The following is a 22,764-nucleotide window of genomic DNA, read 5'->3' on the forward strand; positions in this document are numbered from 1 at the left end:
CACAGTAGGTAAAACGGTAATTATGCGAGTAGCACTTGGAGTTGAATACAACGGCGCACGTTATAGTGGTTGGCAGCGTCAATCACATGTAAATAGCGTACAGCAAGAAGTAGAAAGAGCGTTGTCGCGTATTTGTAATCATCCTGTTGAAGTTATATGTGCAGGGCGTACAGATGCTGGTGTGCACGGTACAGGCCAAGTAATACACTTTGAAACGCAAGCCGATCGCGATATGGTCGCATTTACACTAGGTATGAATACTTTAATGCCTAAAGATATTGCTATTCGCTTTGCCCAACCGGTTGCTGATGACTTTCATGCCCGTTTTAGTGCTACAGCTCGTCGTTATCGCTATGTTATTTATAACTCCCCCCTACGAGGTGCGGTATTAAACGAGGGTGTTACGCATTTTCATCATCATCTTGATGAAACAAAGATGCAAGAGGCGTGTCAGTACTTAATAGGTAAACACGATTTCACCTCTTTTAGAGCGATACATTGCCAAGCGAATACACCGACAAGAACAATTCATCATCTGTCGGTACAGCGCCAAGGTACTTACGTTATTATTGATATTAAAGCGAATGCATTTTTACATCACATGGTACGTAATATCACAGGCAGCTTAATGGATGTTGGTTTACATAAACAACAACCTATATGGATAAAAGAGTTACTTGATTGTAAAGAACGCGCAAAGGCCAGTGCTACCGCTAAGGCTGCTGGTTTGTATTTAGTGGATGTTGACTACCCTGAGCAATTTAATATTCCTCAAACACCTTTAGGCCCTTTATTTTTGCCTGATATAGATGTGGTATAAGTACTTTTTATGAGCACTTTTAACTACTAAGACCAGTTTTTTATACCGCGTTAGTGTAATTCATGTTTTAATTGAAAAAATTTGTCTGCTAATTGCTATTAGCAGGCTCGCGACACAGAACAGTATTAAGAGAGTTGCAAATGAGTTGGCTAGAAAAAATCTTACCTAAAACGACAAAATCATCAGGTCGTAAAGAAATCCCAGAAGGTGTTTGGGCTAAGTGTACATCGTGTGATTCAATTTTATATAAAGCTGAATTAGAAAAGTCATTAAACGTATGTCCTAAGTGTGACCATCACATGCGTGTTAGTGGCCGTAAGCGCCTAGAGCACTTTTTAGATGAAGGTGATCGTCAAGAGCTTGGTACACAACATGAGCCTAAAGACATTCTTAAGTTTAAAGATTCTAAAAAGTACTCTGACCGTATCAGTGCAGCCCAAAAAGCAAGTGGTGAAAAAGATGCACTTGTAGCTATGAAAGGCCGATTAAAAGGTATTCCAGTGGCAGCGGTAGCATTTGAGTTCTCATTTATGGGTGGTTCAATGGCTTCTGTTGTTGGCGCTCGCTTTGTTGATGCTGTTGATCAATGTTTAGAGCATAACATGCCGCTTATTTGTTTTTCTGCATCAGGCGGAGCACGTATGCAAGAAGCGCTTATGTCGCTTATGCAAATGGCTAAAACAAGTGCTGCACTTGCAAAAATGACGGAAAAAGGTCTTCCATTTATTTCAGTAATGACCGACCCGACAATGGGTGGTGTATCTGCATCACTTGCTATGCTGGGGGATATTAACGTTGCTGAACCTAAAGCGTTAATTGGTTTTGCAGGTCCTCGTGTTATTGAGCAGACTGTTCGCGAAACATTACCTGAAGGTTTTCAGCGTAGTGAATTTTTGCTAGAACATGGTGCAATTGACATGATTATTGACCGCCGTGAAATGCGCGATACCCTTGCACGCATTTTAGCTAAATTTATGAACTTGCCTTCTACGGAACAAGAGCATAGAGTAGCGTAAATTTCAGCTTTACTGATTACACGCTATGACAAAAACAATTCCTAGCCAATCATCAAGCCTTGATGATTGGCTTTTTTATTTAGAAAGTGTTCACCCAGCTAACATTGCAATGGGCTTAGAACGAGTTGCTAATGTTGCCAACAATATTGGCCTTTTAAACACTCCAAGTAAAATTATTCTTATTGCCGGTACAAACGGTAAGGGCACCACTGCACGTTGTTTAGAGTCGCTACTACTAGCGCAAGGTTTTAGCGTGGGTACTTACGCATCACCTCATTTAATTCGTTATAACGAGCGTGTACGAGTTAATGGCGAAGAACTGGCAGACCAATTTCATATAGATGCTTTTCACCAGCTTGAGCAAGGCCGTAAAGGCACTCCTCTGACTTATTTTGAATATGGAACTTTGGGTGCGTTGGCAATTTTTAAACGCTGTAAGGTCGATTATGTATTACTAGAGGTTGGTCTAGGCGGGCGCTTTGATGCTACAAATATAGTAACTCCCTTTGCAAGTGTGATCACCACTATCGATTTAGATCATAAAGAGTACCTAGGTGATACGCGAGAGTTAGTGGCTTATGACAAAGCCGGTATTTTTCGTGAAAACACGCCTGCTATTATAGGGGATTTAAATATTCCTCACACAATGACTGATTATGGCAAAGAAATTAATGCCAATATGACGTTGTCGGGCAGTGACTTTATTTTCAAAGAAAATGCTGAGAGCTTTAATTGGCAATATAAAGAACATAATCTTGAAATAGATAAGCCAGCAATACCGTGTCAAAATGCAGCAACGGCGTTAACTGCGCTAAGTGTTTTAAGCTTATTACCTAGTGAGCAAGTCATACGAAGTTGCCTCGCTAACTTAGTGGTAGAAGGGCGGTTTCAGCAGTTAAGCGCTGAGCCTTTAGTCTTTACCGATGTAGCACATAACCCTGAGTCGGCGCGTTATTTAGCCAATAAGTTATCAAGCTTTAAAGATAAAGGCTTTAAAATTCATGCATTAGCCGCTATGCTTGCTGATAAAGATAAAGTGGGTGTACTTAAAGAAGTATGTCACTTGGTCGATGAGTGGTCATTAGCGAGCTTAAGTGGTCCGCGAGGCGACACTGCAAGCAATTTACAAAATGCGCTGCAGGGTATATCTCATCATCATAATACTATCAATAGCTATGATAGTGTGGCACAGGCACTGAGTGTAATTTTACCAAAACAACAAAGTGATACTATGTTGATTGTATTTGGTTCATTTTTTACAGTGGCCGGCGCTATTAATTACTTTAAAAAATAGAGAGGATGTCGGTGAACTCAAGTTTTATTAATCGCTTAGTCGGAACAAGTATAGTAGTGATCGCAGCAATTGTGTTTATCCCTAATATACTCGATGGCGAAAAAGTGCATTATAAAGAAGGCTTTAAAGCGATTCCTGATCGCCCTGAGTTCAAAACAATCGATCTTCAAGAGTCAATTGATGAAAACATGGCTAATGCTGAGCCACTAAAGCAAGATGAAATTGAAGACATTCAAGCTGACGATGAAGCTTTTGAGCAGCAAAGCGCGATGGATGAGAGTGACTACGCTGTAGAGGAGAAAGTTGTTGAAGCGACTATTAAACCCAAAGCTAAACCAAAACCTATTGCGCCCCGTAAAAGTGATGAAAACCTAACAAGTATGGCTTACGTTATTCAATTAGGTAGTTTTTCACATGCTGCAAATGTAAAAGCATTACAGGCTAAATTAAAAGTTAAAGGGTTTAAAACGTTTACTAAACCGATTAAAACCCCAAATGGGACGTTAACTAAGGTGTTTGTTGGTCCTTCGCTTGATAAAAATGAATTACAAAAGCAGCTTCCTCAGCTGAAAGTGCTTACTAAATTAAATGGTAAAGTTACGCAATACACAGTAACGAAATAATTATAAAAAGGCTTGTATCACAAGCCTTTCTTTATTTATTTATATTTGTTTTTATCATTATCTTTATCTCACAATACCCATTCTATAATGTTAATTTTTTGTATTAACTACAACCCAGTAATCTCCCGTTTAAACTTGCATACTAACGATGTTTGGGTATAGAATGCGCCCCAAATTAGCGACTAATTGGTTCTTATGATCTGGGTTGATTACGCCATTATTGGCATCATTGCATTGTCTACCATCATCGGTTTAATACGCGGCTTTGTAAAAGAAGCAATGTCATTAGCGGTATGGGCTGGCGCCTTTATCATCTCTAGCTTATTTTACCAATATTTAGCTTCCTTCCTAACAACCATTTCTGAACCCCTTTTAAGAAATGCTGCGGCCATAGCCATATTATTCTTTGCGACGCTACTGTTAGGCGGTTTACTAAACTATATTTTAGGTGAGCTTGTACATCGTACTGGTTTATCGGGTACCGACCGTGTTTTTGGCATAGTGTTTGGTGCTCTACGAGGCGTGTTGGTCGTGAGCGCGTTACTCTTCTTTCTTGATGCTTTTACTGGTGCACCCAATACGCACTGGTGGGGCAATTCTATTTTGATTCCAGAATTTGGCTTTGTAGTTGAATGGTTCTTTTCGTACCTAGAAAACAACTCGAGCTTTTTAAATTCAGTAAACCGTTAATCGGCGAGGATAAATTACATGTGTGGTATCGTTGGAATAGTCGGAACATCCCCTGTGAATCAGGCGATTTATGATGGCTTAACTGTTTTGCAGCACCGTGGTCAAGATGCCGCGGGTATCATTACCATTGAGAATAATACGTTTAGCTTACGCAAAGCAAATGGCTTAGTGAAAGATGCCTTTCACACTCGTCATATGAAACGACTACAAGGTACAATTGGTCTTGGCCATGTGCGCTATCCTACAGCAGGATCTTCAAGCTCATCTGAAGCACAGCCTTTTTATGTTAACTCACCGTTTGGTATAGCACTTGCCCATAATGGCAACCTTACTAATGCAGAAGCTTTAAAAGAGCAGTTATTCTCAGAAGCACGTCGTCACGTTAATACAACGTCAGACTCTGAAATTTTACTTAATGTCATGGCACATGAATTAAGCAAATCTGATAAGTTGCATTTAGACCCTGAAGATATTTTTACTGCGGTAACCGAAGTAAACAATAAAGTAAGCGGTGGTTATGCAACTATTGCTATGATTATCGGCCACGGCATTGTTGCTTTTCGCGACCCTAATGGTATTCGCCCACTTGTATTTGGTAAACGCGAAACCGAAAAAGGTACTGAGTACATGTTTGCCTCAGAAAGCGTTGCGTTGAAACCGGACGGTTTTGAGTTTGTACGTGATGTAGCCCCTGGTGAAGCTATATATGTTACAGAAGAAGGTGAATTCCATTCACTTAGTTGTGCTGATAAGGCATCTTACTCGCCGTGTATTTTTGAATTTGTTTATTTTGCTCGACCTGACTCAACAATAGACCGTATGTCTGTGTACGCAACACGCGTAAACATGGGGACTAAACTAGGCGAAAAAATTGCACGTGAATGGGCTGACAAAGATATTGATGTAGTTATCCCAATCCCAGAAACTTCATGTGATGTAGCACTGGAAATCGCACGTGTACTTGATTTACCGTATCGCCAAGGTTTTGTTAAAAACCGTTATATTGGTCGTACATTTATCATGCCAGGCCAAGAGATGCGTAAAAAATCAGTGCGCCAAAAGCTAAACGCAATTGATCGCGAGTTTAAAGGTAAAAACGTATTATTGGTTGATGACTCAATTGTTCGTGGTACAACATCAGCACAAATTGTTGAAATGGCCCGAGAGTCTGGTGCTAAAAACGTTTACTTTGCATCAGCGGCACCTGAAATACGCTTCCCTAATGTGTACGGTATTGATATGCCTTCAGCAGCTGAGCTTATTGCTCACGGACGTGAAGTTGAAGATATTAATGCAAGTATTGGTTCTGACGGTTTAATCTTTCAATCGTTAAAAGATTTAATTGCTGCGGTTAGCCAAGAAAACCCTGAAATTACTAAGTTTGAAACTTCAGTATTTGATGGCCAATATATTACTGGCGATATTGATCAAAACTATTTAAATCGTATTGATAAGCTACGTAACGATTCTGCAAAAAGCACCCGCGAAAGTGCGATGTCTTCAGGTTTAGAGATACACAACCAAGACGAAAATGAAGCTGATTAATAGTTAGTTAATAAAAAGTCGTTACACAAAAAAAGGGAGCTAATTAGCTCCTTTTTTGCGAAGGAAAGAAAGGGAACATTTCTATCAAACACGACTCATTATTAGGTAAACTTTATTAAGTAAACATTGGGCTAACAATCCCATTTGTCCAAAGCATAGCTGTTATAGCTAAAATAATAACCAGTAATATTAATCCACACGTTACTACCGAGCTGGCGTAAATAAAGCCACGCTCTTCTGGGATATGCATAAGTATTGGTACGCCGGTATATAGTAAATAGACCGAGTAAGCCAGTGCAATAATTCCAATACACACTACAAACCAAAGTACAGGCCAAAAAGCGGCGAGTGCCGACATAAACACTGGTGTTGCAGTATATGCTGCAAGTTCAAGTGTTTGTGTAAATGTAGGTTTAGACCCAAATGTAACCGCCATCCAATGGGCTAAATATGCCAATGCAAAAACACCCGCTATTAAAGCAAAATACATTGCACCTGCAATTAGCAGTGCACTATCGTGCGTTAAAAATACGGGATTGCCTGCACCTATACTCCATCCTAAATAAACAGATGAGTAGTAGCCCATTATTGAAGGAAATAAAGCAATCAGTAAAATATGCGACAAACTATAGGTTAAACTTTCATGGCGATTATCTATTGTTTGCCATTCTTCAAGTGGGTGAGCATAAATGCCCCAGAGGTGATTTAGTATCATAGTACTTACTCCATAAAAGGAACGTATTATTGTTTTGATTGGTTTATTTTTATACAGTCTATGTACAGTTATGGTTCACTTATTTTGCAAAGTCAAGTTAACTCGCTATTAACATTTAGACGCAAAACAGGGCTTTGATTTATCCCAAGCAAAATTTCGTGTTAAAATAACGGTCTATCAAATTTATTTAGTAATGAGCAGTCAACGTGCCACATAGCCAACTTTTAGAGCCGATTAATAACTTTTTATTGTGTACCACCCCAGAGCAATGGGTGGAGCAAGCAATTAAAAAAGAAAACTTATCAGTCATTTTAATAGATCACTTAATTTGTGAATTAAAAGCAGCTCAAAGTGCGATGTTTTTAATACGTAAATACGCGGTAGATAAAGAGGGTAGTGATGCATTACTCGAGTGGCTAAAGCCATTTGAAACGCTTATTTACAAACGAGAAGGGAATTGGCGCGATCTGGCTGCTAAAAATAAGCTCACTAAATCAATAATTCCTAAATCGAGTTCTCCATACGGGCAAGGTCTAATCGATAAAATGGTTTTGCTGATAAAAGAAGAGCTGCATCATTTTTATCAAGTGCTCGAAATTATGGACGAGTACGGTGTTGAGTATCAAAGTATTACACCATGTCGTTACGCAAAAGGCATGCTCCGTCATGTTAAAACGTTCGAGCCCGATGCATTAGTCGATAAGCTAATAGTAGGCGCTTATATTGAGGCGCGTTCGTGTGAGCGTTTTGCAAAGCTTGCACCGCATGTTGACAAACGTTTAGGTGATTTTTATATTTCGTTGTTACGTTCAGAAGCGCGTCATTACCAAGATTATTTAACTTTAGCGCAAGAAATTGCTGATTTTGATATTACCGAACGCGTAAACTTTTTTGGTGAAAAAGAAAAAGAGCTAATTTCGACAACCGATACTGATTTTAAATTTCACAGCGGTGTTCCAATAGCGCAAAGCTAATTTTCTTTTAAAAAATTAATATATTTTGTTATTTTCTGATTGCTGAAATTATGTTTTTTCATAATTTTAGCAATGCGTCCATTTTTAGTTATTATATCAATTCCTCTATCAAATTTTTGTAAGTATTCTTTGGCTCTATAATTTGATTTAGAGACAACTAAATATAGTTTATGAGAAGCAAGATCTGGCGATAAGTACTCAATATTATTATCATCTGAATCTTCGGTTTTAGTGTGTTCAAGCCAATAATTTCCAACCTCTTTAGTACCCGCGACTAAATCAATACGCCCTTGTTGTAGTAAATATAAGCTTGTAGGAAGGCTTTTAGTGGACGTTATTGCCAGCTCAGTATTTCTAGCAAACTCTTGGCTTACAACGGCATTGTCTTCTATACCAATACTATAAGGTGTTAATGATTGAACTGTACCATCGAAATTAATAACACTCTCTTTTCGTTTGAAAACTCCTGAGTGAGCCACTGCAAGTGGACGAGAGTAGTAAAAAATTTCATTTCTTTTTAATGAATAAAAAGCACCTAAAATAGCGGTTTTTCTGTTTTTTTCTAATAGCTTTAAAGCGCGGTCCCAGGTCGTAAACTCGGCTTCGCTATTAATACCTTGCGTTTTAAGAGCTGATTCGGCTATTTCATATAGCCAGCCATTACTAGGTAGGTTTTCGCTAAAATAGGGAGGGTAGTTTTCTGTAACAATTTGCCATGTTTGCTTGCTAAATACTTGTGTAGGAATGGCAATTACTACGATGAAAATTAACAGCTTAATCATTCAACCTCTCACTATTATTCATATATATAGATAAATAATAGTCAGAATTTTAAATTATGCGAAAGGCGTGCTAATTAATTCTTGTGATTGAGGGGTAACGACTAAATAAGAGCCTTGGGTATACCAGTCACCTAGCACTGTGCGAGTAAGTGTTTGTTCATTAACTTTATACGTATGAACATTAGGGCGGTGAGTATGACCATGAATCATATTCGTAACATTATGTTTGGCAAAGGTGGCAAGTACTGCCTCATCGACAACGTCTAAAATTTCGATAGGTTTATCAGCTTGGCTTAACTTACTTTTTTCGCGGGCATTACGCGCTATTTTTTTACGATACCAAAGCGGCATTGCAAGCATCAATTTTGGCCACCACCAACCACGGCTCTTTCTACGAAAATTTTGATATTCAGTGTCTTGAGTGCACATTTCGTCGCCATGTAAAATAACGGTAGGCGTGCCATATAAATCAATGACTGTTTGTTCATCGAGTAATGTCATTGCGGCCATGTCGGCATATTGCTTGCGCATAATGAAATCACGATTGCCATGTATAAAATAAACAGGTGTGCCATCATCATTAACGGCGTTTAAATGTTTTGCTACATCGGCACTCAGTGCAGTAATGTAGTCATCTCCAACCCATACTTCAAAAAAATCACCCAAAATATAAAGTGCATCTACATCTTTATTTAATATATGTGTATTTAAAAAGTCAAAAAATGCAGCGCTAATGTCGGGGCGGTTTTCGCTTAGGTGTAAATCTGCAATAAAGTAAGTTTGGCGAGTCATAGGTCAGTCTATTCTAGTTTTAAAAAAACGGGCATATACTAATAGTATACACCCGCTTATATACTCACATAATATGAGTAAACGTTACTAGTTAACAGTAACGCTTTCGATAATCACATCTTCAAGAGGTACGTCTTGGTGAAAACCAGTACTACCTGTTGCAACTGCTTTAATCTTATTTACTACGTCCATGCCTTCTACTACTTCAGCAAAAACACAATAACCCCAACCTTGCGATGTTTCGCTGCTGTGGTTTAAAAAGTCGTTGTTGTTCACGTTAATGAAAAACTGTGCTGTAGCTGAATGAGGATCAGGTGTACGTGCCATAGCTAAAGTGCCTACTTTATTAGACAGGCCATTATTAGCTTCATTCTGAATTGGGTCGTTTACTTCTTTTTGTTCCATACCTGGAACAAAACCACCGCCTTGAACCATAAAACCATCGATTACACGATGAAAGATAGTGCCGTTGAAAAAATCAGCATTTGCATACTCTAAAAAGTTTTTAACTGTGTTTGGAGCTTCTTGCTCAAACATTTTAATGGTGATGTCACCAAAATTAGTGTGTAGAACAACCATGTGTTTTCCTATATCCGGTTTAAATATTGGCGCTATTTTATCGTAGTTGGCTAAGATTAACAAAGTAGATGTTTGGTTTGTTATAAAGCGCTAGAGCAGGGGCTTTTCAAGTGGTAACATAACTGTTCAAGTAAATAGTCAAGGACTCAAAGTAAATGGTAAATATATACAACACACTCACGCGACAAAAAGAGCAATTTAAACCTATGGTCGAAGGAAAAATCGACATGTACGTGTGTGGTATCACCATTTATGATTACTGCCATATTGGACACGCTCGTACTTTTGTAGGTTTTGACGTTATTGTGCGCTACTTACGCCATATTGGTTACGATTTGAAATATGTACGTAACATTACAGATATCGACGATAAAATAATTAAACGTGCGAACGAAAATGGTGAGTCAATAAACGACTTAACTGTGCGCATGACTAAAGCGATGCATGAAGATTTTGATAGCCTAAATATGCTACGCCCAGATATTGAACCAACAGTTACAAGCCATATGGATGAAATTATCGTTATGGTTAAGCGTTTGATTGAAAAGGGCCATGCCTATGTTGCAGCCGACGGCGATGTTTTGTTTGATGTATCAACGTTTGAGCAATACGGTGCGCTTTCTCAGCAAGATTTGACTATGTTGCAATCAGGCTCTCGCGTTGAGGTGGCGCAAGATAAAGACGATCCACTTGATTTTGTGTTATGGAAAAAAGCAAAAGCAGGTGAACCATCATGGTCATCACCGTGGGGTGAAGGGCGTCCGGGTTGGCATATTGAATGTTCGGCAATGAGCTCAAAGCACTTAGGTGAGCATTTTGATATTCACGGTGGGGGGTCTGATTTACAGTTTCCACATCATGAAAACGAAATTGCCCAATCGTGCTGTGCAAATAACGGCAAGTATGTAAATACATGGATACATACTGGCATGGTTCAAGTAAACAAAGAAAAAATGTCTAAGTCGTTAGATAACTTCTTTACAGTGCGTGAAGTTTTAAAAGCATACGATCCTGAATCTGTTCGTTACTTTTTAATTTCAGGTCATTACCGCAGCCAACTAAATTACTCACAAGAAAATTTAGACCAAGCGCGTTCATCACTTGAGCGCATTTATACAGCGCTTCGTGATGTCGAACCGGTAGAGTGCGATTTAGAAGGTAATGAGTTTGTTGCTAAATTTAGAAAAGCAATGAATGACGACTTTAATACACCAGAAGCACTACCTGTGTTGTTCGAACTTGCTAAAGAGTTAAACCGCGTAAAAGAAAGTGACGCAGTTCAAGCTGGGCAACTTGCGTTTATATTACGCAGTATTGGTAACGTTTTAGGTGTTGCTCAACAAGCACCGGAAGCCTTTTTACAAGGCGGGCAAGATGACGACGAAGTTGCGACAATTGAAGCATTAATTGTAAAACGTAATGAAGCACGTGCGAGTAAAAACTGGGCTGCTGCTGATGAAGCACGTGATGCGCTTAATGCGTTAGGTGTAATACTTGAAGATTCAGCCGGTAAAACAACGTGGCGTAAAGCGTAAGCGTTTAAAGTAATTCACGTTCAACTAAAAAAGGGTTGCCAAATGGCAACCCTTTTTTGATTTTTTAACAGCTTAGCTGTGATATTTCTCACACGCTTCAAGTGTGTTTTCAATTAAGCTCGCGACCGTCATCGGGCCAACGCCACCTGGTACAGGTGTAATAAAATGCGCTTTTTGTTCAGCCACACTGTATTGAACATCACCAACTAATTTACCCGTGTCTAAACGGTTAATGCCTACATCGATGACTATAGCGCCTTCTTTTATCCAATCTCCAGGTATAAATTCAGGTTTACCTACAGCCACAACTAATAAGTCAGCGCGGCGAACATGCGTTTCTAAGTCTTGAGTAAACTTATGGCATACTGTGGTAGTACAACCCGCTAATAAAAGCTCTAGCGACATTGGACGACCAACAATATTCGACGCGCCAACGACAACTGCATGCATCCCTTTATAACGTACACCCGTTGAATCAAGTAATGTAATAATACCTTTAGGGGTACATGGGCGAAGGGCAGGCATACGCTGTGCTAATCGACCAATGTTATATGGATGAAATCCATCAACATCTTTATGTGGGGTAATGCGTTCTAAAATCTTTTCAGCATCAAGACCTTTTGGCAGTGGTAACTGCACTAAAATTCCATCAACTTCGGCATCATTATTTAGCTCGTCAATTAAATCTAAAAGAGTTTGCTCTTGCGTGTCTGCTGGTAAATCAAATGATTTGGAGATAAAACCTACTTCTTCACAGGCTTTACGTTTTGAACCAACATAAACTTGGCTTGCTGGATCAAGTCCAACAAGTACTACTGCAAGTCCTGGTGCACGTAAACCATTTGCTACACGTTCACTTACGCGTTCTGCTACAGCGCTACGTACTTGTTTTGCGATTGCCTTACCATCAATGATGTTTGCCGTCATGGGTGACCTTTAATTGGGATTAATTAACTAGATACCGATACTCTAAAAACGAATGCATAATAAAATAGGGGTAAAAATGCTAATAAAGAAAACATACTCTTTATTTAACTCGTTTTATAATGTGCCTACTATTTTCGCAGAAAAGCATAGCAGCGCCAAGTTGCTTTTAATGTATATAACATTTGAGTTATTAAATAGTTTAAATTTCAGCCTACTATTGTAATATTTAACCATTGTGCACTAAAAATGAGCACTTGATTGGTTTTATTAAAAAAACGTTTGACCTAACCCCGTCAAATCACTATTATGCACCCCGTTGTCAACGAGGTCACTCGCTAACAATAATAAGTTTCGGCGATTAGCGCAGTTTGGTAGCGCACTTGGTTTGGGTCCAAGGGGTCGCAGGTTCAAATCCTGCATCGCCGACCATTTTTTATAATTTATTATAATCGAATAGCTTATTGGTAAACTATGAAGTTTTCGATGCGCCCATAGCTCAGCTGGATAGAGCAACGCCCTTCTAAGGCGTGGGTCGAAGGTTCGAATCCTTCTGGGTGCACCATTTGAAAACATGTAAATATAGCGGTGATTGTAGCTCAGTTGGTAGAGCCCCGGATTGTGATTCCGGTTGTCGTGGGTTCGAGCCCCATCAGTCACCCCATTTACAACGAATATCGGCGATTAGCGCAGTTTGGTAGCGCACTTGGTTTGGGTCCAAGGGGTCGCAGGTTCAAATCCTGCATCGCCGACCATTTTCTTAAAATGGTCTTAAACTCTCAGTTTAAGTGTTCAGTATGAAAAAAGAAGTTAACTCTTCAATGTCGGCGATTAGCGCAGTTTGGTAGCGCACTTGGTTTGGGTCCAAGGGGTCGCAGGTTCAAATCCTGCATCGCCGACCATTTTCTTATCTAATAATAATAAGAAGTAAATTCCTCTAAGTTATAAATCTGTATACGTTAGCCTATAATTCTATTAAATAATTTCTACTTTAATTCATTCAATGCCTAGTTAGCCTGTTTTTTATTCAGTTAGTCTCTATAGTCCCTTATCTAGTCCAAATAATTGCCCCCTATACTCGACTATCATAAATATTAGGTTATAATGCCGCGTCTATTGTTTAACATAGTGCCCGAAGGGCAAAGCAGCAATGGTATCTCATGGTAGCGACGGATGCTTTTAAGTGTGAAAAACCGCTTAAACTTTATCAAGACTCATGCAGATCACTTTGTTTGTAAAGGAAGGCGAACAGTCGCCAAAATTGAATATTGAGGTAAATCATGCAAGTTTCTGTTGAGACGACCCAAGGCCTTGAGCGCCGTATAACTATCACCGTTCCTTCAGAGAACGTTGAGACCGAAGTAAAAAAACGCCTACAACAACTGTCAAAAACACAGCGTATAGATGGTTTCCGTGCTGGTAAAGTTCCAGTATCTGTAATTAACAAGCGTTTTGGCCCTGCAGTTCGTCAAGAAGTTGCTGGCGAAGTAATGCAACGTAATTACATTGAAGCAATCGTTTCTGAAAAAATCAATCCAGCTGGCGCGCCTACATTCGCACCTAAATCACTTGAAGCAGGTAAAGATTTAGAATTCTCAGCAACGTTTGAAGTTTACCCTGAAGTTGAAGTTCAAGGTTTAGATAAAATTACTGTTGAGAAACCAGCGGTAACAGTGACTGACGAAGATTTAGCTAACATGCTAGAAACACTTCGTAAGCAACACGCAGCGTGGGCTGATGTTGATGCAGCTGCCGGCGAAAACGACCGTGTAACAGTTGATTTCGTGGGTACTATCGACGGTGAAGTATTTGAAGGCGGCAAAGCTGAAGACTTCCCATTAGAACTTGGCCAAGGTCGTATGATCCCAGGTTTTGAAGATAACATCGTAGGTAAAAAAGCAGGCGAAGAAGTAGTTGCTGATGTAACTTTCCCTGATGATTACCACGCTGAAAACTTAAAAGGTAAAGCGGCTCAATTCACTATCACAGTGAAAAAAGTTGAAGCGCAAGAATTACCAGAATTAAGCGAAGAGTTTGCAACTAAATTCGGTGTTACCGAAGGCGGCGTAGACGCGCTTAAAGAAGAAGTTAAAAAGAACATGACACGTGAGCTAGACCAAGCGGTTAAAGCAAGCGTTAAAGACCAAGCAATCAAAGGTCTTTTAGCTAACAACGAAATCGAAGTGCCTAAAGCACTTGTTGATCAAGAAGTTGATGCTCTACGTCAGCAAGCAGCTCAACGTTTTGGCGGCGACGCTCAAAACATGCCAGAGCTTCCAGCTGAATTGTTCCACGAGCAAGCTGTAACACGTGTTAAAACTGGCCTTCTATTAGGTGAAGTGATTAAAGCTAACGAGATTAAAGTTGATGACGCTAAAGTTGAAGCATTAATCGCAACGGTAGCTTCTGCATACGAAGATCCAACTGAAGTAGTAGAATACTACAAAGGTAATGATCAACTTATGCAGCAAATGCGTAATGTAGCAATGGAAGAGCAAGCTGTTGAAGCTATTTTAGCTAAAGCAGTTGTTACTGATGTTGAAAAAGCATTTGATGACATCATGAATCCACAGCAAGGTGCTTAATAAGTCATTGACTTAAGCTCTCGCTAACGATTAAATGGCTCGTGCTACTCTGTTTATACAGCGTGCCCGGGCCATTTTAGTTTTTGGCTCTAAATTTGCGAAAAACGATAACTATGCTTCCTTATAATAAGGATAAGTATAAGCGCATAAGGAATTAAATAAGTATGAATACTGGTATTACAGATCCCCTAAATGCATTGGTCCCAATGGTTGTTGAACAAACACCGAAAGGCGAGCGCTCGTATGATATTTATTCGAGATTATTAAAAGAGCGTATTATCTTTTTAACAGGTCAAGTTGAAGACAACATGGCAAATCTGATTTTAGCGCAAATGCTATTTTTAGAATCAGAAAATCCTGATAAAGATATCTTTTTATACATCAACTCACCAGGTGGTTCAGTAACTGCGGGTATGGCTATTTACGACACAATGAACTTCATCAAACCAGATGTAAGTACAATATGTGTAGGTCAAGCTGCAAGCATGGGTGCTTTTTTACTTACTGCTGGCGCTAAAGGTAAGCGTTTTTGCCTACCAAACTCACGTGTGATGATTCACCAACCATTAGGTGGTTTCCAAGGTCAAGCATCTGACTTTGAAATACATGCTAAAGAAATTCTGTCTATTAAAGCTAAGCTTAACCGCTTAATGGCTGAGCATACTGGCCAACCATTAGATATTATCTCTAAAGACACAGATCGTGATAACTTTATGAGTGCCACGCAAGCTGTAGATTACGGCTTGGTAGACTCTGTGTTTACAAATCGCGATAAAAAGTAAGCGCTTGGCGAGCAGGATTGCCTGTTTGCCACTTTGAGTTACTATGCGAAAACCAATAAATTTTGGTATAGTTAAAGCGTATTGAAATAGCCGCCAACAGTTTTGGTGGCCAACGTAATAAAATGAGGTAGCTGAATGTCTGACACTCCTACAGACGGCGACAAAAGTAATAAATTGTTATACTGCTCTTTTTGTGGCAAAAGCCAACATGAAGTGCGTAAATTAATTGCAGGCCCTTCAGTATACGTTTGTGATGAATGTGTAGAGTTGTGTAACGATATTATCAGGGAAGAGATCAAAGACATTGCTCCTAAGCATGATACGTCTGACAAACTACCTGTACCAAAAGAAATTCGTAAACACTTAGACGATTATGTTATTGGTCAAGATCATGCTAAAAAAGTATTGTCTGTTGCCGTTTATAACCATTATAAACGCCTACGTAACCAATCGACTAAGCAAGACATTGAATTAAGTAAAAGTAATATTTTGCTTATCGGCCCAACAGGTAGTGGTAAAACATTACTTGCAGAAACATTAGCGCGTCTACTTGATGTGCCGTTTACTATGGCCGATGCCACTACATTAACCGAAGCAGGTTATGTAGGTGAAGATGTTGAAAACATCATTCAAAAGCTTTTACAAAAATGCGATTACGATGTTGAAAAAGCGCAACGTGGCATTGTTTACATTGATGAAATTGACAAGATTTCTCGTAAATCAGATAACCCGTCAATTACACGTGATGTATCGGGTGAGGGCGTTCAACAGGCGCTACTTAAACTGATTGAAGGCACCGTTGCTTCTGTTCCACCGCAAGGTGGTCGTAAACATCCACAACAAGAGTTTTTACAAGTAGATACGTCTAAAATCTTGTTTATTTGTGGTGGTGCATTTTCAGGCCTAGATAAAGTAATTGAGCAACGTAGCCATAAAAATACCGGTATCGGTTTTGGCGTTAGCGTAAAAGAATCTGCGGCGAGTCGTTCTTTAAGTGAAACTTTTAAAGACGTAGAACCAGAAGATTTAGTTAAATACGGCTTAATTCCTGAGTTTATAGGTCGTTTGCCAGTAGTTGCTACGTTAACAGAACTTGACGAAGCTGCTCTTGTGCAAATATTGAGTGAACCTAAAAACGCGATTACTAAACAGTTCTCAGTATTGTTTGGTATGGAAGACGTTGAACTTGAGTTTCGCGATGATGCCTTAGCTGCAATTGCCCACAAAGCAATGGAGCGTAAAACAGGTGCACGTGGTCTTCGTTCAATCGTTGAAGGTGTGTTACTTGATACTATGTACGAACTTCCTTCAATGGATGACGTAAGCAAAGTGGTTATTGATGAAACCGTTATTAAAGGTGAGTCAGACCCAATCTTGATTTATGAAAATAATAAACAAGATAAAGCTGCATCAGAATAGTTTTTAAGCTATTTGAATGAAAAAAGGAGCCTTAGGCTCCTTTTTTTATAATTAATTTAATCGAGTATGGGAAAATTGTTGAACTTTAATTAGGTTATCCCCATATACTTGAGTAATCTTTAAAATAAATGAAGTGCGAAGAGAAACTATAATGACGCTTGAGAGAACCGACCGAGTCGAAATCCCAGTCCTTGCACTGCGCGATGTTGTGGTATACCCGCACATGGTGATCCCGCTTTTTGTTGGCCGTGAAAAATCAATAAAATGCCTAGAAGCGGCAATGGACAAAGACAAACAAATTTTCTTGGTTGCACAAAAAGATGCAACTGTAGATGAACCAGAGCAAGATGATATTTATCGTATCGGTACTATTGCCACTGTACTTCAGTTATTAAAATTACCAGACGGTACAGTTAAAGTTTTAGTTGAAGGTACACAGCGCGCACAAATTGAAGAATTTGTAGATAACGATGACTTTTTTGTTGCTAATGCTCAATTTATTGAATCTGATTCGGTAGACGAGAAAGAACAAGATATTTTTATTCGTAGCGCAATTAGCCAGTTTGAAGGCTATGTAAAGCTAAACAAAAAAATTCCACCTGAAGTACTAACTTCAGTTTCAGGTATTGATGAGCCAGCACGCCTTGCTGATACAATGGCAGCCCATATGCCGCTTAAAGTACCTGAAAAGCAAAAGGTGCTAGAAATTTCAAGCGTTACAGAACGTCTTGAATATTTAATGGCATTAATGGAAGGCGAAATAGACTTACTGCAAGTTGAGAAGAAAATTCGTACTCGCGTTAAAAAGCAGATGGAAAAGTCTCAGCGCGAGTATTACCTCAATGAGCAAATGAAAGCTATTCAAAAAGAGCTGGGTGAGCTTGACGATGTACCTGATGAATTTGAAGCACTTAAAAAACGCATCGAAGAATCGGGTATGCCAAGCGAGGCACAAGACAAAGCAACGACAGAGCTTAATAAGCTTAAGATGATGTCGCCAATGTCTGCAGAAGCGACTGTAGTGCGTTCATACATTGACACATTAATTAATGTGCCATGGAAAAAACGCTCTAAAGTGAAAAAAGACTTAGCGGGCGCGCAAAAAATTCTTGATAGCGATCACCACGGCTTAGATAAAGTAAAAGAACGCATTATTGAGTACCTCGCGGTACAACAGCGTACTAATAAGCTTAAAGGACCAATTTTATGTTTAGTTGGGCCTCCAGGTGTTGGTAAAACATCACTTGGTCAATCTATTGCACGTTCAACTGGTCGTAAGTATGTGCGTATGGCGCTTGGCGGCGTACGTGATGAAGCTGAGATCCGTGGTCATCGTCGTACATACATTGGTTCAATGCCAGGTAAGCTAATTCAAAACATGACAAAAGTGGGCGTTAAAAATCCATTATTTTTGTTAGATGAAATCGATAAAATGTCATCAGACATGCGTGGCGACCCAGCATCAGCACTATTAGAAGTGCTTGATCCTGAGCAAAACAGCCACTTTGCCGATCATTACCTTGAAGTAGATTACGATTTATCTGATGTTATGTTTGTAGCAACATCAAACAGCTTTAACATTCCTGGCCCATTATTGGACCGTATGGAAGTTATTCGTTTATCGGGTTACACCGAAGATGAAAAGCTAAACATTGCAAAAGAGCACTTAATTACTAAACAAGTAAAACGTAACGGCTTAAAAGAGTCTGAAATAGTTATCGAAGATAGTGCAATTATTGGCATTATTCGTTACTACACACGTGAAGCGGGCGTACGTAACCTAGAGCGCGAAATTTCAAAACTATGCCGTAAAGCAGTTAAAAATATCTTACTTGAAAAAGACACTAAAACAGTGACTATCAATCAAGATAACCTAGAAGACTTTTTAGGTGTGCAACGCTTTGATTATGGTAAAGCTGAAGATGGCGATCGTATTGGTCAAGTTACAGGTTTAGCATGGACAGAAGTTGGCGGTGATTTGCTAACAATCGAATGTGCGGCTGTACCAGGTAAAGGTAAACTTACTTATACCGGTTCACTGGGTGATGTAATGCAAGAGTCGATTCAAGCGGCAATGACGGTAGTACGTAATCGCGCAGATACATTTCGTATTAATAGCGATTTTTACGAAAAACGTGATATTCACGTTCACGTACCAGAGGGCGCAACACCGAAAGATGGTCCTAGCGCGGGCGCAGCAATGGTAACCGGTCTTGTATCTAGCTTAACGGGTAACCCTGTACGAGCAGATGTTGCAATGACCGGTGAAATTACGCTACGTGGTGAAGTACTTCCTATTGGTGGCTTAAAAGAGAAATTATTGGCGGCGCATCGTGGTGGAATTAAAACAGTAATCATTCCAAAAATTAACGAACGTGACTTAAAAGAGATTCCAGAGAATGTGCTGGCAGGTCTTGATATTCACCCAGTTACTTGGATTGACGAGGTGTTAAAGCTTGCTTTAGTGCATCCTGTTGAGAGTTTTTCGGTCGAAACACCTAAAAACCAAGAAAAAAGCTAAAAAAAGTGCTTTTTAGGGCTTTTCAAATCTAAACGGTATGATAAGTTAAGCACTGGTTTTCAAGCCTAGCCCTTATGGGGCGTAGGCTTAAGAAAAATATAATCATGTGAGCATTAAATGTTTGCTCTACAATTTTCAAAAAAGTGATGTTAGTTTAAAAAACCATCGCTCTTGATAATAACAATGAAAGAGGATGATATTGTGAATAAATCTCAATTAATCGATCAAATCGCAGCTGATGCTGACATTTCTAAAGCGGCTGCAGGTCGTGCACTAGATTCATTCATCGAATCTGTATCTGGCGCGCTAAAAGAAGGCGACTCAGTTGCACTTGTTGGTTTTGGTACTTTCTCAGTACGTGACCGTGCTGCACGTTCAGGCCGTAACCCGCAAACTGGTGAAACAATCCAAATTGCTGCTGCAACTATTCCAGCTTTTAAAGCCGGTAAAGCGCTTAAAGACGCAGTAAACTAATCACTGTTTTAAACACATTAGTTATGGCGAGTGTAAAGTTACTGATTCACCACAACAGATGAATTAAGTAACTTTACCGCCAGTTACTTCAAGTGAAAAAGCGTATCTGGTAAGATACGCTTTTTTTACATGTGACAAGGTAAAATACCTTGATCAAAAAGAGATAAACAAATGCTTGAGAAAATCAGAGAAGGTTCGCAAGGACCTGTAGCCAAAATAATTTTAGGCGCGGTGATTTTATCTTTTGCCTTAGCAGGGATCGGTAGTTACTTAGGTCAAACCACAGAACAACCCGTTGCTGAAGTAAATGGAATTAAAATTAGTCAAACCGATTTTAACCGTGCTTACCAAAATGAACGTAGCCGTTTAGAGCAACAATTTGGTGAATATTTTACACAAATTGTCGCTGATCCAAATTACATGGCGCAAATTCGCCAAGGTGTAGTTGACCGCTTAGTACAACAAGAATTGCAATCACAGCTAGCGGCTGATTTAGGCCTTCGCGTAAGCGACGAAAGTGTACGTAAAACAATTTTAGAACTACCGTACTTTCAAATTGGTGAAAAGTTTAATAATGATCGTTACTTACAAGTAATTCGTCAAATGAACTTTCAACCAGATGCTTTTCGTGAATACTTACGTAAAGATATGACACGTAGTCAGGTAGTATCTGCTGTTGCAGGTACAGACTTTGCCCTAGAGAGCGAGCTTAAAAGCGCAATTGCTCTGCAGCAGCAAACTCGTAGTATTGACTACTTAGTCATTAATAAAGAAGCGCTTGCCGCGGACGTAGAAGTATCAGAGCAAGAAGTGTCTGATTACTATGAGCTAAACGCATCACAATTTTTATCTCCAGAGCTTATTTCAGTAAGTTATATTGAGCTTAAAGCAGCAGATATTAATGTTGAATCGGTAACCGAGGATGACGTTAAAGCGTATTACGAGCAAAACAAATCGCAGTACATAGAACCTGAAAAACGTCGCGTATCACATATCTTAATTGATAACAGTGAAGACGATGATGCAGCAAAAGAAAAAGCCAATGCACTTCATGCACAACTAGAGCAAGGTGCAGACTTTGCTGAGTTAGCAGAATCATCATCTGACGATATCGTTAGTGGCGAAATGGGCGGCGACCTTGAATGGATTGAACGTGACGTAATGGACCCTGCATTTGAAGACGCGACTTTCGCACTGCAAAACAAAGGTGACATTTCTGAGGTTGTTGCTTCTGAGTTTGGTTATCACATAATTAAACTTACAGACATTCAACCACAACAAGTTAAAGCGTATGACGATGTTAAAGCTGACTTACGTGCTGAATTAGAACAAGCTGAAAAAGTAGATGCGTTTTACGAAAAGCAAACAGAAATGGGCGCACTTGCATTTGAAATTTCAGACCGCTTAGACGACGCTGCAGAAGCTGCTGAAGTGGAAGTTAAATCTACACCTCTTTTAGCACTTAATGCTCTACCAGAGCCTTTAAACAGCCCTGCAGTTGTAACAGCACTAACATCAGTTGATTTACTTGAAGATAAAGTAAACTCTGAAGTTATTGAGCTTGGTGAGGAGCATGCAATTATTGTTCGTATTAACGAGCACAAACCTGCTGCTACTAAAGCGCTGGATGAAGTAAGCGAGCAAATTAAAGCGCGTTTAGTTAATGAAAAATCATCTGAGCTTGCTAAAGAAAAAGCGCGTAGCTTATTTGCAGAAGTACAAGCAGGTAAGAGCTTAAACGATTTAGCAAACGAGCAAAGCTTGACGGTTCGTCAAGAAGCGCAGTTAACACGTCAAAGCTACACTGTTTCACCTGCTATTGTGACTCAAGCATTTAAAATGGCTCACCCAGCAGGTTCTGCGGTAGTTGAGCTTGTTAATTTAAATAATGGTGATGCAGCAATTGTTGCGCTTAAGTCGGTAACAGATGCACAAGTTGCAGCTAATATTGACCCACAAGCAAAACAAAGCATTACTATGGCGCAAGCTAATAAAAACTACATGGTATTTATTGAAGCGCTTAAAGCAAATGCTGAACTTAACTTACCAACGGCTACACAAACTGTTGAATAATTAATTTTAGCTCATAAAGAAAGGCGCTTTTAAAGCGCCTTTTTTATTGTCTTAAATAAAGTTGGTACATTACCAATTCGCTTAATTAAGTATTATTGCGGATTGGTATTAATTACCTCTGGCAATAAACTCAATTCGATTGCCGCTAGGCTCTCTTATCATCATATGTTGGGTTGGACCTTTACCTAAGTTTTCTGGTGCAAACTCTATAATAATATTATTTTGCATTTTTAAGTGTGTATGTAGCTCGCTTAACTTTTTGATACTTTCTACACTGAGTGCTAGATGGTGTAAGCCCACATTTTCTGCCCGATTAAACTCCACACGTTTTTCATCATTTTTTACGCGCCATAATGTAATGGTTATTTTATTGTTTGATAAAAAATAAGCGGGGTAGGTTGGATCACTTCCTAGCGTTTTAAAACCAAGTACATCAGTAAAAAACACTTTAGATGAGTCTAAATTAGAAACTGTTAAACCGAGGTGATCAACGCCGCCTACCCAGCTTTTAACTTCTTGTGATGTATTTGAAATAGCTGAAGCAGATAGTAGCAGTAGGGGAGAAAGACTAAGTAGTAACGTTTTTTTAAGCATAAGATTTCTTGTTAATTAAATGTAGTT

At 39.3% G+C, this 22,764-nt stretch carries 20 protein-coding genes and 5 tRNA genes; 19 read left to right on the top strand and 6 right to left on the bottom strand.

The genetic code is table 11. The annotated features are described in order from the left end of the window. Positions 1 to 22 precede the first annotated feature (22 nt). From truA to purF, 6 genes are all read left to right on the top strand, one after another. Positions 23 to 820 carry a tRNA pseudouridine(38-40) synthase TruA gene (gene truA / locus GQR54_RS07030; protein ID WP_166376974.1) on the top strand — a complete coding sequence of 266 codons (798 nt, stop codon included), beginning with the start codon at positions 23 to 25 and terminating at the stop codon, positions 818 to 820. A gap of 140 nt (positions 821 to 960) precedes the next feature. After that, on the top strand, positions 961 to 1,836 hold the full coding sequence (gene accD, locus GQR54_RS07035) for an acetyl-CoA carboxylase, carboxyltransferase subunit beta (RefSeq protein WP_007376856.1): 876 nt from the start codon (positions 961 to 963) through the stop codon (positions 1,834 to 1,836). Positions 1,837 to 1,861: 25 nt separating this feature from the next. After that, complete coding sequence (folC, locus tag GQR54_RS07040) at positions 1,862 to 3,130, top strand: bifunctional tetrahydrofolate synthase/dihydrofolate synthase (protein WP_166376975.1); 1,269 nt, start codon at positions 1,862 to 1,864, stop codon at positions 3,128 to 3,130. A gap of 11 nt (positions 3,131 to 3,141) precedes the next feature. Next, complete coding sequence (locus tag GQR54_RS07045; RefSeq protein ID WP_166376976.1) at positions 3,142 to 3,753, top strand: SPOR domain-containing protein; 612 nt, start codon at positions 3,142 to 3,144, stop codon at positions 3,751 to 3,753. Between the two features lie 195 nt (positions 3,754 to 3,948). After that, positions 3,949 to 4,443: a CvpA family protein gene (locus tag GQR54_RS07050; RefSeq protein ID WP_007376853.1), complete on the top strand. Its 495-nt coding sequence runs from the start codon at positions 3,949 to 3,951 to the stop codon at positions 4,441 to 4,443. Between the two features lie 18 nt (positions 4,444 to 4,461). After that, on the top strand, positions 4,462 to 5,988 hold the full coding sequence (gene purF / locus GQR54_RS07055; RefSeq protein ID WP_166376977.1) for an amidophosphoribosyltransferase: 1,527 nt from the start codon (positions 4,462 to 4,464) through the stop codon (positions 5,986 to 5,988). A gap of 115 nt (positions 5,989 to 6,103) precedes the next feature. On the opposite strand, the gene GQR54_RS07060 is transcribed toward purF, so the two are convergent. Continuing rightward, complete coding sequence (locus GQR54_RS07060; RefSeq protein ID WP_166376978.1) at positions 6,104 to 6,703, bottom strand: Yip1 family protein; 600 nt, start codon at positions 6,701 to 6,703, stop codon at positions 6,104 to 6,106. Positions 6,704 to 6,909: 206 nt separating this feature from the next. Between GQR54_RS07060 and miaE the strand changes: the two genes are divergently transcribed. Continuing rightward, positions 6,910 to 7,677 carry a tRNA isopentenyl-2-thiomethyl-A-37 hydroxylase MiaE gene (miaE, locus tag GQR54_RS07065; protein ID WP_024608612.1) on the top strand — a complete coding sequence of 256 codons (768 nt, stop codon included), beginning with the start codon at positions 6,910 to 6,912 and terminating at the stop codon, positions 7,675 to 7,677. Here miaE and GQR54_RS07070 read toward each other — a convergent pair. The 3 genes from GQR54_RS07070 to GQR54_RS07080 all read right to left on the bottom strand — a co-directional run bounded on the left by GQR54_RS07070 (position 7,674) and on the right by GQR54_RS07080 (position 9,830). Beyond that, positions 7,674 to 8,459, bottom strand: coding sequence for a transporter substrate-binding domain-containing protein (locus GQR54_RS07070; protein WP_166376979.1), 786 nt, complete (start codon positions 8,457 to 8,459; stop codon positions 7,674 to 7,676). The two genes, miaE and GQR54_RS07070, sit on opposite strands and share 4 nt — an antisense overlap. Positions 8,460 to 8,513: 54 nt before the next feature. Beyond that, positions 8,514 to 9,251, bottom strand: coding sequence for a UDP-2,3-diacylglucosamine diphosphatase (locus GQR54_RS07075; protein WP_166376980.1), 738 nt, complete (start codon positions 9,249 to 9,251; stop codon positions 8,514 to 8,516). A gap of 87 nt (positions 9,252 to 9,338) precedes the next feature. After that, complete coding sequence (locus GQR54_RS07080) at positions 9,339 to 9,830, bottom strand: peptidylprolyl isomerase (RefSeq protein WP_007580931.1); 492 nt, start codon at positions 9,828 to 9,830, stop codon at positions 9,339 to 9,341. Between the two features lie 155 nt (positions 9,831 to 9,985). Here GQR54_RS07080 and cysS point away from each other — a divergent pair, with 155 nt between their 5' ends. Next, the gene (gene cysS / locus GQR54_RS07085; protein ID WP_007580933.1) at positions 9,986 to 11,365 is read left to right on the top strand and encodes a cysteine--tRNA ligase; all 1,380 of its coding nucleotides are present in this window, start codon (positions 9,986 to 9,988) and stop codon (positions 11,363 to 11,365) included. Between the two features lie 72 nt (positions 11,366 to 11,437). On the opposite strand, the gene folD is transcribed toward cysS, so the two are convergent. Then, on the bottom strand, positions 11,438 to 12,292 hold the full coding sequence (folD, locus tag GQR54_RS07090; protein ID WP_002958348.1) for a bifunctional methylenetetrahydrofolate dehydrogenase/methenyltetrahydrofolate cyclohydrolase FolD: 855 nt from the start codon (positions 12,290 to 12,292) through the stop codon (positions 11,438 to 11,440). Between the two features lie 352 nt (positions 12,293 to 12,644). Between folD and GQR54_RS07095 the strand changes: the two genes are divergently transcribed. The 11 genes from GQR54_RS07095 to GQR54_RS07145 all read left to right on the top strand — a co-directional run bounded on the left by GQR54_RS07095 (position 12,645) and on the right by GQR54_RS07145 (position 22,143). Further along, positions 12,645 to 12,721: transfer RNA gene (locus tag GQR54_RS07095), tRNA-Pro, on the top strand. Between the two features lie 56 nt (positions 12,722 to 12,777). Then, positions 12,778 to 12,854, top strand: a tRNA-Arg gene (locus GQR54_RS07100). 23 nt (positions 12,855 to 12,877) lie between these two features. Further along, positions 12,878 to 12,953: transfer RNA gene (locus GQR54_RS07105), tRNA-His, on the top strand. A 14-nt stretch (positions 12,954 to 12,967) separates the two neighbouring features. Next, a tRNA-Pro gene (locus tag GQR54_RS07110) sits at positions 12,968 to 13,044 on the top strand. A gap of 70 nt (positions 13,045 to 13,114) precedes the next feature. Next, positions 13,115 to 13,191 (top strand) — tRNA-Pro (locus GQR54_RS07115). Between the two features lie 378 nt (positions 13,192 to 13,569). Beyond that, positions 13,570 to 14,874: a trigger factor gene (tig, locus tag GQR54_RS07120; protein ID WP_007580935.1), complete on the top strand. Its 1,305-nt coding sequence runs from the start codon at positions 13,570 to 13,572 to the stop codon at positions 14,872 to 14,874. Between the two features lie 164 nt (positions 14,875 to 15,038). Beyond that, complete coding sequence (clpP, locus tag GQR54_RS07125; protein ID WP_024590978.1) at positions 15,039 to 15,656, top strand: ATP-dependent Clp endopeptidase proteolytic subunit ClpP; 618 nt, start codon at positions 15,039 to 15,041, stop codon at positions 15,654 to 15,656. Positions 15,657 to 15,791: 135 nt separating this feature from the next. Further along, positions 15,792 to 17,075: an ATP-dependent protease ATP-binding subunit ClpX gene (gene clpX / locus GQR54_RS07130; protein WP_002958344.1), complete on the top strand. Its 1,284-nt coding sequence runs from the start codon at positions 15,792 to 15,794 to the stop codon at positions 17,073 to 17,075. 151 nt (positions 17,076 to 17,226) lie between these two features. Next, on the top strand, positions 17,227 to 19,596 hold the full coding sequence (gene lon, locus GQR54_RS07135) for an endopeptidase La (protein ID WP_010553844.1): 2,370 nt from the start codon (positions 17,227 to 17,229) through the stop codon (positions 19,594 to 19,596). Between the two features lie 183 nt (positions 19,597 to 19,779). Then, positions 19,780 to 20,070 (top strand): HU family DNA-binding protein, encoded by a 291-nt coding sequence (locus GQR54_RS07140; protein WP_157823336.1) that lies wholly within the window; start codon positions 19,780 to 19,782, stop codon positions 20,068 to 20,070. A gap of 171 nt (positions 20,071 to 20,241) precedes the next feature. Continuing rightward, the gene (locus GQR54_RS07145; RefSeq protein ID WP_166376981.1) at positions 20,242 to 22,143 is read left to right on the top strand and encodes a SurA N-terminal domain-containing protein; all 1,902 of its coding nucleotides are present in this window, start codon (positions 20,242 to 20,244) and stop codon (positions 22,141 to 22,143) included. Positions 22,144 to 22,251: 108 nt separating this feature from the next. On the opposite strand, the gene GQR54_RS07150 is transcribed toward GQR54_RS07145, so the two are convergent. Then, complete coding sequence (locus GQR54_RS07150) at positions 22,252 to 22,737, bottom strand: VOC family protein (RefSeq protein WP_165725405.1); 486 nt, start codon at positions 22,735 to 22,737, stop codon at positions 22,252 to 22,254. Positions 22,738 to 22,764 lie beyond the last annotated feature (27 nt).

This window comes from Pseudoalteromonas sp. Z9A4, from assembly GCF_011378845.1.
Taxonomy (GTDB): domain Bacteria; phylum Pseudomonadota; class Gammaproteobacteria; order Enterobacterales; family Alteromonadaceae; genus Pseudoalteromonas; species Pseudoalteromonas arctica.

Coding starts and splice junctions, on each gene's coding strand:
- purF (WP_166376977.1), top strand. CDS start 4,462: ATGTGTGGTATCGTTGGAATAGTCGGAACATCCCCTGTGAATCAGGCG.
- GQR54_RS07140 (WP_157823336.1), top strand. CDS start 19,780: ATGAAAGAGGATGATATTGTGAATAAATCTCAATTAATCGATCAAATC.
- cysS (WP_007580933.1), top strand. CDS start 9,986: ATGGTAAATATATACAACACACTCACGCGACAAAAAGAGCAATTTAAA.
- GQR54_RS07080 (WP_007580931.1), bottom strand. CDS start 9,830: ATGGTTGTTCTACACACTAATTTTGGTGACATCACCATTAAAATGTTT.
- GQR54_RS07075 (WP_166376980.1), bottom strand. CDS start 9,251: ATGACTCGCCAAACTTACTTTATTGCAGATTTACACCTAAGCGAAAAC.
- GQR54_RS07070 (WP_166376979.1), bottom strand. CDS start 8,459: ATGATTAAGCTGTTAATTTTCATCGTAGTAATTGCCATTCCTACACAA.
- tig (WP_007580935.1), top strand. CDS start 13,570: ATGCAAGTTTCTGTTGAGACGACCCAAGGCCTTGAGCGCCGTATAACT.
- lon (WP_010553844.1), top strand. CDS start 17,227: ATGACGCTTGAGAGAACCGACCGAGTCGAAATCCCAGTCCTTGCACTG.
- truA (WP_166376974.1), top strand. CDS start 23: ATGCGAGTAGCACTTGGAGTTGAATACAACGGCGCACGTTATAGTGGT.
- clpX (WP_002958344.1), top strand. CDS start 15,792: ATGTCTGACACTCCTACAGACGGCGACAAAAGTAATAAATTGTTATAC.
- folC (WP_166376975.1), top strand. CDS start 1,862: ATGACAAAAACAATTCCTAGCCAATCATCAAGCCTTGATGATTGGCTT.
- GQR54_RS07150 (WP_165725405.1), bottom strand. CDS start 22,737: ATGCTTAAAAAAACGTTACTACTTAGTCTTTCTCCCCTACTGCTACTA.
- GQR54_RS07050 (WP_007376853.1), top strand. CDS start 3,949: ATGATCTGGGTTGATTACGCCATTATTGGCATCATTGCATTGTCTACC.
- GQR54_RS07145 (WP_166376981.1), top strand. CDS start 20,242: ATGCTTGAGAAAATCAGAGAAGGTTCGCAAGGACCTGTAGCCAAAATA.
- accD (WP_007376856.1), top strand. CDS start 961: ATGAGTTGGCTAGAAAAAATCTTACCTAAAACGACAAAATCATCAGGT.
- GQR54_RS07060 (WP_166376978.1), bottom strand. CDS start 6,703: ATGATACTAAATCACCTCTGGGGCATTTATGCTCACCCACTTGAAGAA.
- folD (WP_002958348.1), bottom strand. CDS start 12,292: ATGACGGCAAACATCATTGATGGTAAGGCAATCGCAAAACAAGTACGT.
- clpP (WP_024590978.1), top strand. CDS start 15,039: ATGAATACTGGTATTACAGATCCCCTAAATGCATTGGTCCCAATGGTT.